Annotated in this window: 16 protein-coding genes; 9 read left to right on the forward strand and 7 right to left on the reverse strand. The window is 69.7% G+C overall.

What is annotated here, in order from left to right:
- The first annotated feature begins 21 nt into the window (after positions 1–21).
- The gene (locus tag ACLZOT_RS44285; RefSeq protein WP_416974920.1) at positions 22–795 is read left to right on the forward strand and encodes a DUF1707 SHOCT-like domain-containing protein; all 774 of its coding nucleotides are present in this window, start codon (positions 22–24) and stop codon (positions 793–795) included.
- A gap of 91 nt (positions 796–886) precedes the next feature.
- Positions 887–2,215 (forward strand): DUF445 domain-containing protein, encoded by a 1,329-nt coding sequence (locus tag ACLZOT_RS44290; protein ID WP_416974921.1) that lies wholly within the window; start codon positions 887–889, stop codon positions 2,213–2,215.
- A gap of 96 nt (positions 2,216–2,311) precedes the next feature.
- On the opposite strand, the gene ACLZOT_RS44295 is transcribed toward ACLZOT_RS44290, so the two are convergent.
- A complete protein-coding gene (locus tag ACLZOT_RS44295) occupies positions 2,312–3,817 on the reverse strand; it encodes an alginate lyase family protein (RefSeq protein ID WP_416974922.1) in 1,506 nt (501 codons plus the stop codon).
- A gap of 221 nt (positions 3,818–4,038) precedes the next feature.
- On the opposite strand from ACLZOT_RS44295, the gene ACLZOT_RS44300 reads away from it, so the two are divergent.
- Both ACLZOT_RS44300 and ACLZOT_RS44305 read left to right on the forward strand, forming a co-directional pair.
- Positions 4,039–4,488, forward strand: coding sequence for a hypothetical protein (locus ACLZOT_RS44300; protein WP_416974923.1), 450 nt, complete (start codon positions 4,039–4,041; stop codon positions 4,486–4,488).
- 49 nt (positions 4,489–4,537) lie between these two features.
- A complete protein-coding gene (locus ACLZOT_RS44305; RefSeq protein WP_416974924.1) occupies positions 4,538–5,518 on the forward strand; it encodes a GlxA family transcriptional regulator in 981 nt (326 codons plus the stop codon).
- Between the two features lie 146 nt (positions 5,519–5,664).
- Here ACLZOT_RS44305 and ACLZOT_RS44310 read toward each other — a convergent pair whose 3' ends face one another.
- Positions 5,665–5,970 carry a hypothetical protein gene (locus tag ACLZOT_RS44310; RefSeq protein WP_055724870.1) on the reverse strand — a complete coding sequence of 102 codons (306 nt, stop codon included), beginning with the start codon at positions 5,968–5,970 and terminating at the stop codon, positions 5,665–5,667.
- A 157-nt stretch (positions 5,971–6,127) separates the two neighbouring features.
- Here ACLZOT_RS44310 and ACLZOT_RS44315 point away from each other — a divergent pair, with 157 nt between their 5' ends.
- The 3 genes from ACLZOT_RS44315 to ACLZOT_RS44325 all read left to right on the forward strand — a co-directional run bounded on the left by ACLZOT_RS44315 (position 6,128) and on the right by ACLZOT_RS44325 (position 7,852).
- The gene (locus ACLZOT_RS44315; RefSeq protein WP_416974925.1) at positions 6,128–6,625 is read left to right on the forward strand and encodes a DUF2267 domain-containing protein; all 498 of its coding nucleotides are present in this window, start codon (positions 6,128–6,130) and stop codon (positions 6,623–6,625) included.
- A gap of 151 nt (positions 6,626–6,776) precedes the next feature.
- Positions 6,777–7,601, forward strand: a complete 825-nt coding sequence (locus ACLZOT_RS44320) for an alpha/beta fold hydrolase (RefSeq protein WP_416974926.1) — start codon at positions 6,777–6,779, stop codon at positions 7,599–7,601.
- Positions 7,598–7,852, forward strand: a complete 255-nt coding sequence (locus tag ACLZOT_RS44325) for a hypothetical protein (protein ID WP_416974927.1) — start codon at positions 7,598–7,600, stop codon at positions 7,850–7,852. Before ACLZOT_RS44320 ends, ACLZOT_RS44325 begins: the two co-directional genes overlap by 4 nt.
- Here ACLZOT_RS44325 and ACLZOT_RS44330 read toward each other — a convergent pair.
- The 4 genes from ACLZOT_RS44330 to ACLZOT_RS44345 form a co-directional block, all read right to left on the reverse strand.
- A complete protein-coding gene (locus ACLZOT_RS44330; protein ID WP_416974991.1) occupies positions 7,815–7,982 on the reverse strand; it encodes a hypothetical protein in 168 nt (55 codons plus the stop codon). The genes ACLZOT_RS44325 and ACLZOT_RS44330 overlap by 38 nt on opposite strands.
- A 74-nt stretch (positions 7,983–8,056) precedes the next feature.
- On the reverse strand, positions 8,057–8,956 hold the full coding sequence (locus tag ACLZOT_RS44335; protein WP_416974928.1) for an arginase family protein: 900 nt from the start codon (positions 8,954–8,956) through the stop codon (positions 8,057–8,059).
- A gap of 37 nt (positions 8,957–8,993) precedes the next feature.
- Positions 8,994–9,179 carry a DUF397 domain-containing protein gene (locus ACLZOT_RS44340; RefSeq protein WP_416974929.1) on the reverse strand — a complete coding sequence of 62 codons (186 nt, stop codon included), beginning with the start codon at positions 9,177–9,179 and terminating at the stop codon, positions 8,994–8,996.
- Positions 9,180–10,025, reverse strand: coding sequence for a helix-turn-helix domain-containing protein (locus ACLZOT_RS44345; RefSeq protein WP_416974930.1), 846 nt, complete (start codon positions 10,023–10,025; stop codon positions 9,180–9,182).
- 230 nt (positions 10,026–10,255) lie between these two features.
- Between ACLZOT_RS44345 and ACLZOT_RS44350 the strand changes: the two genes are divergently transcribed.
- On the forward strand, positions 10,256–10,867 hold the full coding sequence (locus ACLZOT_RS44350; RefSeq protein ID WP_416974931.1) for an ATP-binding protein: 612 nt from the start codon (positions 10,256–10,258) through the stop codon (positions 10,865–10,867).
- Here the strand turns inward: ACLZOT_RS44350 and ACLZOT_RS44355 are convergent.
- On the reverse strand, positions 10,837–11,850 hold the full coding sequence (locus ACLZOT_RS44355) for a hypothetical protein (protein WP_416974932.1): 1,014 nt from the start codon (positions 11,848–11,850) through the stop codon (positions 10,837–10,839). The genes ACLZOT_RS44350 and ACLZOT_RS44355 overlap by 31 nt on opposite strands.
- A gap of 344 nt (positions 11,851–12,194) precedes the next feature.
- On the opposite strand from ACLZOT_RS44355, the gene ACLZOT_RS44360 reads away from it, so the two are divergent.
- Positions 12,195–12,893: a hypothetical protein gene (locus ACLZOT_RS44360; RefSeq protein WP_416974933.1), complete on the forward strand. Its 699-nt coding sequence runs from the start codon at positions 12,195–12,197 to the stop codon at positions 12,891–12,893.
- The last annotated feature ends 43 nt before the right edge of the window (positions 12,894–12,936 follow it).

The following is a 12,936-nucleotide window of genomic DNA, read 5'->3' on the forward strand; positions in this document are numbered from 1 at the left end:
GCTTCCTCGTAGGCTGGCCGTATGACCGACAACGCTCCGGAACTGCGCGCATCGGACGCCGACCGCGAACGCGTCGTGGAAGTCCTGCGGGACGCCGTCGCGGAGGGTCGGCTCGACATGGAGGAGTTCCAGGAACGCCTCGAAGCGACCTACAAAGCGCGTACGTACGGCGAGTTGGCGCCGATCACCCGTGACCTGCCCGCGCCCGGGGGCGTGCCGCAGGCGCCGGTGAACCTGGTCAAGGAGCCGCCGACCGACGGGAGTTGGACGGGTCGGGTGGTCGGCGGCGGGGATTCCTCGCCGAGTTGGGCCGTCGCGATCATGTCCGGCTTCCAGCGCAAGGGGCGTTGGACCGTCCCCCGGCGGCTGAACTGCGTCGCCTTCTGGGGAGGCGGCGAACTCGACCTGCGCGAGGCCGACTTCTCGTCCGGCGAGGTCGAGATCAACTGCGTGGCGATCATGGGCGGGATCCAGATCACCGTCCCGCCCGGCGTCGAGATCGCCTCCAAGGGGATCGGGATCATGGGCGGCTTCGACCACCGCGAGAGCGGTGTCCCCGCCGGTCCCGGGGCACCCCGCGTCGTGATCACCGGGTTCGCGTTCTGGGGCGGCGTCGACATCGAGCGCAAGCGGACCAGGGCGGCGCTGAAGCAGGAGAAGCTGGACCGGCGCGAGGAGCGGCGCCAGCTGAAGGAGGAGCGGCGCGGGCACCGGATGCTGGAAGGGCATCACGGTGCGACGGGGGACCTGCTGGGGGAGTCCCGCAAGCGCCGGGAGGATCACCCGCGCGAGTGAACGCGGGGGTGGTGGGAACCATCGGGGACGCCTCTTCCGTTCCAGGAGCAAGAAGGACAATGGGGAGGAGATCGGCGACCGGGTGGAGCTTATGGAACGCAGGGAAGCGGATGCGGACACGGATGGCGCCGGGAGCGCCGGTCCCTCGTACCGCACGATGACCGCCTTCACCGCCGCCGACGAGGAGCGGCAGCGCGGGGTGCGGCGGATGAAGCTCACCGCGACCGGGCTGCTGCTCTTCGTGGCCGTCGTGTACGTGCTGGCGAAGTGGGCCTCCCACGAGGGCGCGGGCGCCTGGGCGGGGTACGTCGCGGCGGCGGCCGAGGCCGGCATGGTGGGCGCGCTCGCCGACTGGTTCGCCGTGACCGCCCTCTTCCGCCACCCCATGGGCGTGCCCATCCCGCACACCGCGATCATCCCCACCAAGAAGGACGCCCTCGGCGTGTCCCTGGGCGAGTTCGTCGGCGAGAACTTCCTCTCCGAGGACGTCGTACGGGAGCGTCTGCGCTCCGTCGGCATCGGCAGCCGCCTCGGTGACTGGCTCGCCGAGCCGCAGAACGCCGACCGGGTCACCGCGGAGCTGGCCACGGCGTTGCGCGGGGCGCTCGCGGTGCTGCGCGACTCCGACGTCCAGGCGGTCGTCGGCGAGGCCATCACCCGGCGCGCGGACGCGCAGGAGATCGCGCCCGGCATCGGCAAGATGCTGGAGAAGATCGTCGCCGACGGCGGCCACAAGCGCGCCGTCGACCTGGTGGTGGCGCGGGCGCACGACTGGCTGGTGCTGCACGCCGACTCCGTGATGGACGCCGTCGAGGGCGGGGCGCCCGGCTGGACGCCCCGGTTCGTCGACAAGCGGATCGGTGATCGCGTCTACAAGGAGCTGCTGCGGTTCGTCACCGAGATGCGGGACATGCCCTCGCACCCCGCGCGCGGCGCCCTCGACCGGTTCCTCGCCGACTTCGCCGCCGACCTCCAGTCCGACACGGACACCCGCGCGCGGGTCGAACGCCTCAAGACCGAGGTCCTCGGCCGGGGCGAGGTCCAGGACCTCATCGCGTCCGCGTGGACGGCCGTCCGCTCCATGATCGTCGCCGCCGCCGAGGACGAGCGCAGCGAGCTGCGCCTGCGGGTGCGGGCCGCGCTGCTGTCACTGGGCGCGCGGATGGCCGCCGAACCCTCCGTCCAGGGGAAGGTGGACGGCTGGGTCGAGGGGGCGGCCGTCCACGTGGTGACGACGTACCGGAAGGAGATCACGTCCCTGATCACGGACACGGTCGCCGGGTGGGACGCGGAGCACACGACGCGGAAGATCGAGGCGCACATCGGGCGGGACCTGCAGTTCATCCGGATCAACGGGACGGTGGTGGGGGCGTTGGCGGGGGTGCTGATCTATACGGTGTCCCGGGCTGTGGGGGCTTGAGGGCTGGTGTCTGCCGGGGCGGGACGGTCGGGCCGGGTGTGCGGGGGTGAGGGCCAGCTGGGGTGCCGGGGTCGGGCCGGTGTCGGTGGCCCGGGGCTACTGGGGCGGGGTCTGCCGGGCCTGGGGCTGGAGTTCGCGGTTCCTGTTGCGGCGGCGTAGGAGGAGGAAGCCGGCGGCGAGGGTGGTGATGCCGGTGGCGGCCCAGGGGGCGAGGTCGGTGGGGCCGGTGGCGGCCAGGTTCTGGGTCTTGGGGTGGTTGGGGGCGGTCGAGGGGGCGGGGCTCGTGCCGGTGGTGGGGTCAGCGCCGGTGCCTGCGGAGGCGTTCGCGGTGGGGCTCGCGGCGCCCGCTCCCGCGCCGGCTCCCGGGAGCCGGCCGTTCCCCGTCGCCCGGTCCCGCGTGAACGCCAGTGTGCCGAAGCCCAGTTGGTCGTAGCCGCCACTGTTGGGGCCGTAGTCGCCGCCGCCTCCCTCGGGCGCCGACTTCGCGGCGACGCGGGTGACGTACGAGGCGTCCAGGCCGCGGCGCTTCGTGTAGTGGTTGGCGATCATCGCCCAGACCGGGCGGGTCATGTTCGGGTCCACGGACGCCGCGGCGGACGCGGTCTCCTTGCCGGACCAGCCGCCGATCGCGCCCTTCTGGCGCGTGTTGGGCGTGTACGGGACCTGCTCGCCGAGGCACCACTTCGCGACGTACTGGGCGCCCTTCAGGAACCGGCTGTCGTCGTACCCGTACAGGTCGATGCCCTGGTTCCACGCCATCTCGCAGACCGTGCCCATGAGCCCGATCCCCAGCAGGGTGTGGCCCTGGTCGCGGCCCGCCTCCAGCCACTCGGCGAGGCCGTCGTCGTGCACGACGGGGATCGCGTTGCGGACCGCGCCGAGCCCGTCGCCGTTCTTGAAGTAGTCGACGGCGCGGGCGACTTGGGCCCGGTCGTCGCAGAAGACGCCGGTCGCCAGGACACAGGCCACGGCGGTGAGGTCCCAGTTGGGCCAGTAGTTGGTGACGACCGCGCCGTTGTGGTGCAGCAGGAAGCTGTCGCTGATCGGCGCGAAGACCTCCGTGAGCATCGTGCGGAAGCGGTCCAGCTCGAAGTCCGGGTGGTCGCGGACCAGTTCGGCGGCGTTCGCGGCCTGGTAGCCGTACAGGCCGGCCGCGAGGAAGCGGTCGGCGGAGCCCTGGAGCGAAGTCAGCGTGCCGGACCAGGAGTTGAGGATCTTCACGGCGGTGTCGGCGTGGGCTTCGTCGCCGCTCACGTGGTAGCGCAGGCCGTTCTGGTACGCGGCGTGCAGGTCGTTGTAGAGGAGCGTGTAGTTCTGCGGGCTGCCCGCGCCTCGGTACACCGTCTGCTGGGGGCGGGGGTTCCAGCCGGTCTGGGAGTGGCGGTTGGCGGTGAGTTTCGCGTAACCGGCCGTGTAGGGCGCCGAGTTGGCCTTCACCTTCGTGGCCATGCGGGTGAGGTCGGCGGTGGTGTGGAGGAGGCCGGGGTGGGCGTAGGCGGCGGGGGCGGCTGTGGCCGCGGTTGTGGTTGTGGTTGCGGGGAGGGCTGTGGCGGCTCCGGTGAGGGCGGTGGCCTTGAGGAGGGTGCGTCGGGTGAGGTGCATGTGGGGGAGACGGGGTGGGGGAGGGGGCGATAACGAAAAGTGGGGTGAGCGGTTGTGGGGGTCTCCGTGGCGGGGTTTCGGAGCGGAGGTTTCGGAGCGGAGGTTTCGGGGCTGGGGTTTCGGAGCCGGGGTTTCGGAGCGCATCGTCCTGGCGAGAATCCGTCGACCCCTGACAATCCCGCCACTTCTCCAAGATCCCCGCCTCCTCCTACCGTCGCCCCATGACCAAGCTCCTCCTCTCCCTGCACGTCCTCGCCGCGATCATCGCCGTCGGTCCGGTCACCGTCGCCGCCAGCATGTTCCCGCCCGCCGCGCGCAAGGCGCTGGCCGCGCCGGAGGACGAACGGGCGGGGTCCGCCGTACGGCTGCTGCACCGGATCTGCCAGGTGTACGCGGGCATCGGCATCGCGGTGCCCGTCCTCGGGTTCGCCACGGCGAGCGCGATGGGGGTGATGGGCGACACGTGGCTGATCGTGTCGACGGCGCTGACGGTCGCCGCGGCGCTCGTCCTCGTCGTTCTTGTGCTGCCCCGGCAGGAGGTGCTGGTGGAGGGCGGTGGGGATCAGCGGGCGACTGCCCGACTCGCCATGTTCACCGGGGTGTTCAACCTGCTGTGGGCGACGGTGACGGTGCTGATGATCGTACGGCCGGGGTCGACGACCGGGGCGTGACATGGCCTCGACGTGTGGCGGAAACCCGTTGAGCACCTAATATCCGGTCATGCATACCGTTGCCGTGCTCGCCCTCGACGGAGTCATCCCCTTCGACCTCTCCCTGCCGATCGACACCTTCGGCTGGGCGCGGCTGCCGGACGGGCGTTCGCCGTACGACGTGAAGGTGTGCGGCGTACGGGCGGGGGAGGACGTACGGGTCGGGATGCGGTCGGAGGCGTTCACGATGCGTCCGCCGTACGGGCTCGAACTCCTCGCCGAGGCCGACACGATCATCCTGCCCGGGGTGGACGAACCCTCGGCGCAGCTCCCGCCGGGAGTCGCGGAGGCGCTGCGCGCGGCGGCGGCGAACGGCACGCGGATCGCGTCGGTCTGCGTGGGCGCGTTCCTCTTCGCGGCGACCGGTCTCCTGGACGGCCTGCGGGCGACGACACACTGGATCGCGGCCTCCGACCTGGCCGAGCGCTACCCCCAAGTCGACGTGGATCCCGAGGTGTTGTACGTCGACAACGGCCAGTTCCTGACGTCGGCGGGGGCGGCCGCGGCGATGGACATGTGCCTGCACATGGTCCGCACGGACCACGGCTCGGCGGTCGCCGCGCACGCGGCCCGCATGTGTGTCATGCCTCTCGAACGGGAGGGCGGCCAGGCGCAGTTCATCGTCCACGACCTGCCTCCGGCACCGTCCGGCGCCACCCTCGAACCCCTGCTGGAGTGGCTGGAGGCCCAGTGCGCGAGGGACTTGACGCTGGATCAGATCGCGGCGCGGGCCGGCATGAGCGCGCGCACCCTCAACCGCCGCTTCCGCGAACAGACCGGCACGACGCCGCTGCGCTGGCTGCATCGGGCGCGGGTGCGGCGGGCCCAGTATCTGCTGGAGACGACGTCGTACCCGGTCGAGCGGATCGCGGCGCAGGTGGGGTTCGGGTCACCGACGGCGTTCCGGGAACGGTTCCGGAGGGTGGTGGGGACGAGCCCGCAGGGGTATCGGCGGGCGTTTCGGGGGGAGGGAGCCGGGGTGGGGGTGTGACGGGGCTGCGGATCGGCGCCTGGGGGGGTGTACCGCTGTGGAGGTAGCTCCGGAGTACGACGGTGCTGGTACCTCTGTCGGGGTAGCTCCGAGGTGCGACGGTGCTGCTAGCCCTGCCGGGGTAGCCCCGAAGTACGACGGCGTCCTCAGTCCCCCTTGCGGTCCGCGACCGCCCACGACGCGAGCCCCACGACCCCCGCGACCCCGAACACGGACGGCCAGGCCCCAACCTTCTTCGCCAGAGGATGCGACCCGGCGAACGCGGCGAGGTATGCGACCCCGAGCGCTCCCGCGGCCTTCCCGCCGGCCCGCTCCTTCCACTGCCAGGCGGCAGCGGCCCCCGCACCGGCGAGCACGACCCCGCCGAGCTGGCGCTTCTTGGTCCAGCGGGCGACACCGTACCCACCGACGAGCCCACCGGCGGCGATGAGCGAGCTGGGAACCTTGGCCATGGAGTACCTCCTGGGAGTTACTCCCGAGGCTAACCCAGGGGTTTGAGGCACCCCCGAACGTGAGCCCACCCCTGTCAACTTCACAGGTGTCGCCGGAGGAGAACGGGGCAGGAGCGGAAGACGGGGCGCAGAGAGAAGACCGAGCGGAAACGAGAAGATGACGACGACGGAGCCTCACCCGGCCGACCCGAAGCAGACCAAGGACACCGCGGTTTCGGGGAGGGCGGTCCCGTCACCGAGACACTCCCTGATCCGTACTCCGGAACCCTGGCCCCACCTGGTGGCGAGGGTGAAGCGGACGGGCCAGTACCCCACCACGGCGGAAGCGGAGAAGATCACCCGCACCACCCTGACGGCCCTGGCCCCCCACCTCCCCGCCCCGGAGCGAACGGCCCTGGCCCGCGCCCTCCCGTCAGAGGCGACAGCCCTCCTCGCAGCCTCGCCTCAACCACCTTGCAAGGCAGCGGAGTTCGTATCGAAGGTGGCCGCCCGCCTCGGCAACACCACTCCGGACACGGCCCGTTGGCACGTCACCTCGGTCCTGACCACCCTGTCCCACTACGCGGGTCCCACCCTGACCGACCGCCTGATCACCCAACTCCCGCAGGGCTACGCGCTGTTGTTCGGCAGGGCGGAACTGATGCGAAAACTCTGATCGGAGACCCAGGCGGGCCGGGGAGCCGAAACCCCAGACGGGCCGGGGAGTCAAAAACCTCAGGTGGGTCAGCAAGCCGAAGACCTCAGGCGGGCCGGGGAGCCGAAAACCTCAGGCGGGCCGGGGTGTCGAAGCACCAGAATCCCCCACCATGACCCCACCCCCGCCCGCCTACCTCCACACCCCCACCGGCACCCGAATCGCCTACCGCGACGAACACCCACCCCACCCGGCCCCCCTCCCCCCGTTCCTCCTCCTGCACGGCCTGGCAGGCCACATGGGCGAATGGAACGACCTGGCCACCCACCTCCTCTCCGCCGGCCACCGAGTCATCCGCTACGACGCCGCGGGCCACGGCACCAGCACCCGCACCCCACCGGACATGTCCCGCGAGGCGGCGACGGCGGACGCGGTGGCCCTCCTGACGACCCTGGAAACAGGACCCGTAGTACTTCTGGGCCAGTCCCTCGGCGGCCTGACCGCCCTCGTCACTGCGGCAGCCCACCCGGCCCTCGTCGAAGCCCTGATCCTCATCGAGGCAGGCCCCGCCGCAGCGGCCCCCGACCTCCCCGACAAGATCGGCGCCTGGCTGGACAGTTGGCCGTCCCCCTTCCCCTCGTACGAGGACGCCGTAGCCTTCCTGGGCCACCCGGCCTGGGCCGACGGCCTGAACTGGCACCCCGACGGAACCGGCCACCCCCGCGTCGACCGCGACACGATGACCGCGGCGGTCCGCGAACCGGCCACCCGGGACTACTGGAAGGAGTGGACACACCTCCGCTGTCCCACCCTGGTCGTACGGGGCGCACAGGGCACGATGCCCGCCTCGGACCCCCCGGAGATGCGCTCCCGCCGCCCCTCCAACACCCACATCACCGTCATTCCGAACGCGGGCCACGACGTCCACCTGGACCAGCCGGCCGAGCTGTACGGGGCGATCACGGAATTCCTCAACTCGCCCCGCTCCAACGGGTGAGAGCCTCGGAGATCAACGCCTTGGCGTCGTCCCCGTACACCGCCGCCCCGCTGATGGCCGCGAACGCCTCGATGTGGAGGGCGAGTTCGGCTGGGTCGGTGATGTCGACGCCGGTGGAGACGAGTTCCTACGACGCGAGGCTGTCGTCGTACATGTTGAAGCCCGGCATGGGGACGACCCCCGTCTCCGCCGGCGCGGGAAGAATGCCGAGCTTCAGCGAGGGCAACTCGATCTCGTCCAGCAGCCGTTGAAGCTGCCCCCCTGTCGCTCCATCCGTTTGGCGACCCCGGCCGGCACATCGTCCGGCACCCCGAGGAACTCCACGACCTGCCGCAGAATCACCGTCGCGTACGCCTCCGTCTGGAGCGTGCCCAAGATCATGGTCGGCAGGAACGCCCTGCTGCTGCGGCTCTGTCGGTACAGGGTGACGACCTCGTCCTGGATGTCCCCTGAACTCAACGGGGTTGGCCGAAGGCCGCCTGGATGATGTCGGCGAGGAGGGCCGCGCAGGAACCGTCGGGGTCGAGGTCGGGGTCGTAGATGGTGAGGTTGAAGCCGACGCAGCGCTCCGACTGCACCAACGGCCGTAGCAGGGAGGTGAGTTCGGCAGGCAGGAGCCCGCCGGGGTCGGGGCTGTCGACGGCCGGCATGACGGACGGGTCCAGGACGTCGGCGTCCAGATGCACCCAGAACCCGTCGGTCACCGGGACTTCGAGGCTCTGCACGACCGCGCCCGCGATGTCCCCGGCCCCCCACTCCCGGATCTCACCCACCGTCGCGTTCGAGATCCTCAACTCCGCGAGTTCGGCCCGCTCTTCGTCGTAGTCCCGGATCCCGAGGACCCGTACGTCCTCGTCCCTGACGTACGGCCGCAGCCCTTCGAGGTCCGTCAGATCCCGCTGCCCCCGCCCCGTCGCGATGGCCAACTCCTCACCGCCCGCCGCACCGACCCGGTCGGAGTTCCCGGGGTGCCGGAAGTCGGCGGACCCGTCGACGACCGCGAGCCCGTACCGCCCGATCCGCCGCAGCGCGAGCGAGGCACCGAGCTGAATGGAACAGTCCCCACCCAGCACGACCGGGAAGTCCCCTGCGCGGACGTGGTGTTCGATCCGATCGGCGAGCCTACGGGTGTACCCGGCGATCGCCTCGGCGTTGAACACCCCGTCGCCCTCTTGCCAGTTGCCCCGGTCGTAGCGGGGCGGGACGACGACTCCGCCCTCGTACGCACCGAGGCGTTGCACGAGCCGTTGCTCGCGGAGCGCGCCCGCGAGCTTGTAACAGCCGGGCACGGTGCCCTCGGTGGGCGGGCGGAGGCCGAGGTTGGAGGGGGCGTCGATGACTACGAGGCGGCGCATCGGGCCATTCTGACGGGGTGGGGCGGCGTGTGTCTGCTCAGCCGCGCAGGGCGGTTATGAAGGACGACCACGCCTGCTTCCGGACGGCTATGACAGCGGTGTCGGGCTGCTTGGAGTCGCGGACGAGGGTGCCGTGGCCGGTGCCGGCGCACTCCACGCACTCGGTGGTGTTGCCGCCGCTGTACGACGACTTGAACCAGGCAAGCGTGGGACCGGCGGGCATTTACAGCTCCTTGCGGGCACGGCGGATCATGGCGGCGGACGCCTCCATGTCCAATGCTTGTGCCTGGAGGTATTCGAACGCAAGCCTGTAACGGTCCAGTTCCTCGTCCTTCTCCAGGAAGAGGGAACCGGTATGGAGGTCGACGTACACCACGTCCAGCGCTGGTTCGATTCCTCCGATGATGACGAAGCTTCCCAGGGCAGCGGTGTGCGCGCCCTTGGAGAACGGCAGTATCTGAAGGGTGATGTGAGAGGACTCCGATGCTTCGAGGAGCCGGTCGAGTTGTTCCCGCATGACCTGAGGTGAACCGACGACCCTGCGGATGGCGGACTCGTCGAGGATGGCCCACATACGGGGAGGCTTCGGGCGGAGCAGGATCTCCTGCCGCTTCATGCGGATGTCTACCAGTCGTTCGATCTCGTCGGGCGCGAGCTGGATCTCGTTGGCGACCTGAAGTGCCGTGCTGTAGGCGCGAGTCTGGAGAAGTCCAGGAGCGTAGACGCAGGAGAAGTGGTTCTCCCGTACGGCGTCGTCCTCCAACGTCAGCAGCAGATCCATGCTTTCGGGGATGGAGTCCGCGTAAGGACGCCACCACCCTTGCTGCTTCGAGTCCTTGGCGAGAGCGACGATCGCCTTGCGCTCGACCTCGGTTGTCCCGTACTCGCGGCAGAGCGCTTCGATGATGATCCACCTGACCGGTCCGGCCTCTGTCTCGTACCGGCTGACCGTGGCCTTGGAGACGCCGACGAGTTCCCCCGCCTCTTCGAGGGTGAACCCTTTGCGGGCCCGCAACTTGCGCATCGTGGCGCCGAGTTGGCGTCGGCGGGTGGTGATCCGTTCACGCATGTGGCGTTCCGTCCAGGCGAGTTGGGATGTCGTGTGGCGCACCCTTCCAGGCCGGGAGGTGAAGTGGTGTTCAGTGACGCCGAGTTCACTCGATGGAATTACTTCTGGTGAGAAGTTGCACAGGGGGACCTCCAGGCCGTGTCATGCTCGGCCACCAAGTCAGCCACGCAGTGCGGCCGTACGGACACGGCGAGCGCAGCGCGCGTGTGGCCAGGGAGGGAGGAGTGGCCGTGCCCGGCTACGACGTCACCGAACCTCGACTCCGCTGTGTCCTGCCCTTCGAGGCGGCGCCGGCGGAAGTACCCCTGCTGCGGAGGGCGGTGGCCAAGCAGCTCTCCCAGTGGGGGATGCCGGCCGCCGCCGAGGAGGCCGAACTCCTCGTCACCGAACTCGCCACCAACGTCGTCAAGCACGTCGGGGAGGGGGCGGCGGCGACGCTGGTCCTGGAGAGCAGGGCGGAGCGGCTGCGGGTCGAGATCCATGACAAGAGCAGCACCGTGCCGTCCCTCAGGGCGGCCGGGTGCGACGAGGAGTGCGGGCGGGGGCTTCATCTCCTCGGTGCGCTCGCGGTGGACTGGGGGACGGTGCTTACCGCTGTGGGTAAGGCGGTGTGGTGCGAGATTGCCGTTGAGCGGGGGAGTGAGTGTCTGCGGATCGCTCGGGCTGTGGCGGCGGTTGAGAGGTATCAGGAGGCTTGTGGTGGGTGGCGGGTGGGTGCGGTGATGGAGGCGTCCGCAGTCGAGCTGATCGCGGATCTGTTGCACTGGACGTCCGCTCGCGGGCATGACCCGGACGACTTCCTGGACCGGGCTCAGGTGCGGTACGAGGCGGACGCGGCCTGATCTCGGGGCGCGACGCCGGCGCGGTGGCCTAGCGAGGCCCGTAGTATCGCGCCGGCGTCATCCGCCGCTCCTTCGTCGTGGAGTTCCACTGCTACTGCCATGACGTCTTCCTTCTCCTGATCCCGGCCGTACACGTGGATCAGATCGTCGGCCAGCTGGTCTCCCCCGGGATGCTGTCTCAGTCCCACCACCACCAGCGCGGTCTCGGCTGGCGTCATGACCTCTGCCGTGGTCTGTCTGATCAGGGTGGATGCCAGGTCTTCGCGTCCGGTGCTGCTCAGTTCGGTTGCCTGCGCTACTAGCTGTCGTGCCGCCCGGGTGTCCTTCGTTCTCTGCTGCCGGTCCCGTGGCGGACGGGGGACCGGCAGCAGAGGCTGCGCTCTGAGCGCTGCCAGATCCGCCCGCAGGCCGGCTTCGGTGGCTCGCAGCTCGGACCGCTCGGCCTTCAGCTCTGCTACCTCCGTACGCAGCCTCGTGATCTCCCTCCGGACGGACCTCAGCCGCGAGGCGTCCCGTTGCTGCTTCTGGTGACGGTTCTCGCATGCCGCGCAGGGAGCCTTGATCTGCTCGGTGAGCACGTCGAGTTGGTCGTCCAGTTCAGGGTGGTCGCGCCCCCGCTGTTCATCCAGAGCGCTGGTGTGCAGGGCGAGCAAAGCCTCAAGGGTGATGTCGGCCTCCTGCCCGCTGGCGGTGGCGTCGGCACGAGCTTCGTCGTACAGGCGCTTAATGAATTCCGCGCGCGGAATCCGCGCGCGGTTCAGGTACCGGGACAGTGAATCCTGAGTGCAGCCCAGGCGTTTCGCCGCCTCACGCAGCAGAGGCGGGGTATCTCCCGGTCTGTGTGGATCTGTCGATCTCAGCAGGCGGCACAGAGACCGCAAGGCAAACGCGAGTTGCCGCTTCCTGGGCTGAACGTCTGCGTGGAACCCCTTCGAGGGGTCCAGCCAACCGCCCCTGACCGGGCTGCTTCCTGGTGATGACATGCGGTTATGCCTTCCTGGGTCCCTCAGGTGTGGCGTCGGGGCCGCTCCAAGTCATGTCTGTGGTCCGTCAATTGTGCCCTAAGAGCGGTGCCGCCATAGCTGGGTTATCCCGCCTTCCCGTAAGAGCTGGACTTGCTCGCAAAGAGCAAGTCCAGCTCTCTTGAATTGCTTTACCGGGCAAGAGGGAATCGCTCTGGACTTTTGCCCTGGGGGTGGTGTCAGCTGGATGAGCCGCTGAGGAGCGGGGGAACGCGGAGTTCGTCTGCCGTGCGCAGTCAGTCGTTGTCGCGGCACTCTCCGAAGTAGTAATAGGCGTGCCGTCGGCACGAGTTCAGGAGGCGCTCATGGAAATCGTTCCGTCCTACCAGGACAAGAAGTTCGGCAGCATGGTGCGGGCCGCGCTGTGGCTGGTCTCTGTGGTCGGTGAGGGGAACATCTTCACCAAGAACCAGCTCCGTGAGGCGTTCCCCGACGTCGCGCAGATCGACCGCCGGGCGCGGGACCTGCGGGACCACGGCTGGCGGATCGACACGAGCCGCGATGACCCCACCCTGCTCCAGCAGGAGCAGCGGTTCGTGACCCGGGGCGCCGACGTCTGGATCCCCGGAAAGTCGAAGGCGCCGAAGCACAAGGCCAGCCTGACCGCCGCCCAGCGCTCGAAGGTCTTCCAGGACGACAACCACCTGTGCCGCTCGTGTGGCGTGGGCGCCGGCGAGACGTACGAGGAGGGCGGCATCGAACTGTCGAAGCTCAACGTCTCCCGGCGTAAGGTGCTTCACTCCGACGGGACCGAGGAGTTCCAGCTCGTCACCGAGTGCAAGAGGTGCGGGACGGGAGGCGGGGCCGACCGCGAGATCGACCTCGGTGCCTTCCTGGAGCTCGTGGAGAACCTCTCCCCGATGGAGCGGCGTCTCTTCGCCAAGTGGATGGACGCCGACCAGCGTTCGTTCAGCCCGATCGAGAAGACCTGGGGGATCTACCGGACGCTCCCCCAGGAGTCGCGTGACGCGGTGGCGGGGGCCATTGAGGACATGGACGACTGATTTCCACGACCGGCAACGGAGTTCGGCAGGACCGGCGACAGAA

It is taken from the genome of Streptomyces sp. 4F14 (assembly GCF_048159485.1).
Lineage (GTDB): Bacteria > Actinomycetota > Actinomycetes > Streptomycetales > Streptomycetaceae > Streptomyces.

Excerpts from the sequence above, each read along its gene's own strand:
- ACLZOT_RS44345 (WP_416974930.1), bottom strand. The coding sequence starts at position 10,025 with ATGCGTGAACGGATCACCACCCGCCGACGCCAACTCGGCGCCACGATG.
- ACLZOT_RS44335 (WP_416974928.1), bottom strand. The coding sequence starts at position 8,956 with ATGCGCCGCCTCGTAGTCATCGACGCCCCCTCCAACCTCGGCCTCCGC.
- ACLZOT_RS44330 (WP_416974991.1), bottom strand. The coding sequence starts at position 7,982 with ATGATCTTGGGCACGCTCCAGACGGAGGCGTACGCGACGGTGATTCTG.
- ACLZOT_RS44285 (WP_416974920.1), top strand. The coding sequence starts at position 22 with ATGACCGACAACGCTCCGGAACTGCGCGCATCGGACGCCGACCGCGAA.
- ACLZOT_RS44340 (WP_416974929.1), bottom strand. The coding sequence starts at position 9,179 with ATGCCCGCCGGTCCCACGCTTGCCTGGTTCAAGTCGTCGTACAGCGGC.
- ACLZOT_RS44305 (WP_416974924.1), top strand. The coding sequence starts at position 4,538 with ATGCATACCGTTGCCGTGCTCGCCCTCGACGGAGTCATCCCCTTCGAC.
- ACLZOT_RS44295 (WP_416974922.1), bottom strand. The coding sequence starts at position 3,817 with ATGCACCTCACCCGACGCACCCTCCTCAAGGCCACCGCCCTCACCGGA.
- ACLZOT_RS44315 (WP_416974925.1), top strand. The coding sequence starts at position 6,128 with ATGACGACGACGGAGCCTCACCCGGCCGACCCGAAGCAGACCAAGGAC.
- ACLZOT_RS44290 (WP_416974921.1), top strand. The coding sequence starts at position 887 with ATGGAACGCAGGGAAGCGGATGCGGACACGGATGGCGCCGGGAGCGCC.
- ACLZOT_RS44360 (WP_416974933.1), top strand. The coding sequence starts at position 12,195 with ATGGAAATCGTTCCGTCCTACCAGGACAAGAAGTTCGGCAGCATGGTG.
- ACLZOT_RS44320 (WP_416974926.1), top strand. The coding sequence starts at position 6,777 with ATGACCCCACCCCCGCCCGCCTACCTCCACACCCCCACCGGCACCCGA.
- ACLZOT_RS44300 (WP_416974923.1), top strand. The coding sequence starts at position 4,039 with ATGACCAAGCTCCTCCTCTCCCTGCACGTCCTCGCCGCGATCATCGCC.
- ACLZOT_RS44355 (WP_416974932.1), bottom strand. The coding sequence starts at position 11,850 with ATGTCATCACCAGGAAGCAGCCCGGTCAGGGGCGGTTGGCTGGACCCC.
- ACLZOT_RS44310 (WP_055724870.1), bottom strand. The coding sequence starts at position 5,970 with ATGGCCAAGGTTCCCAGCTCGCTCATCGCCGCCGGTGGGCTCGTCGGT.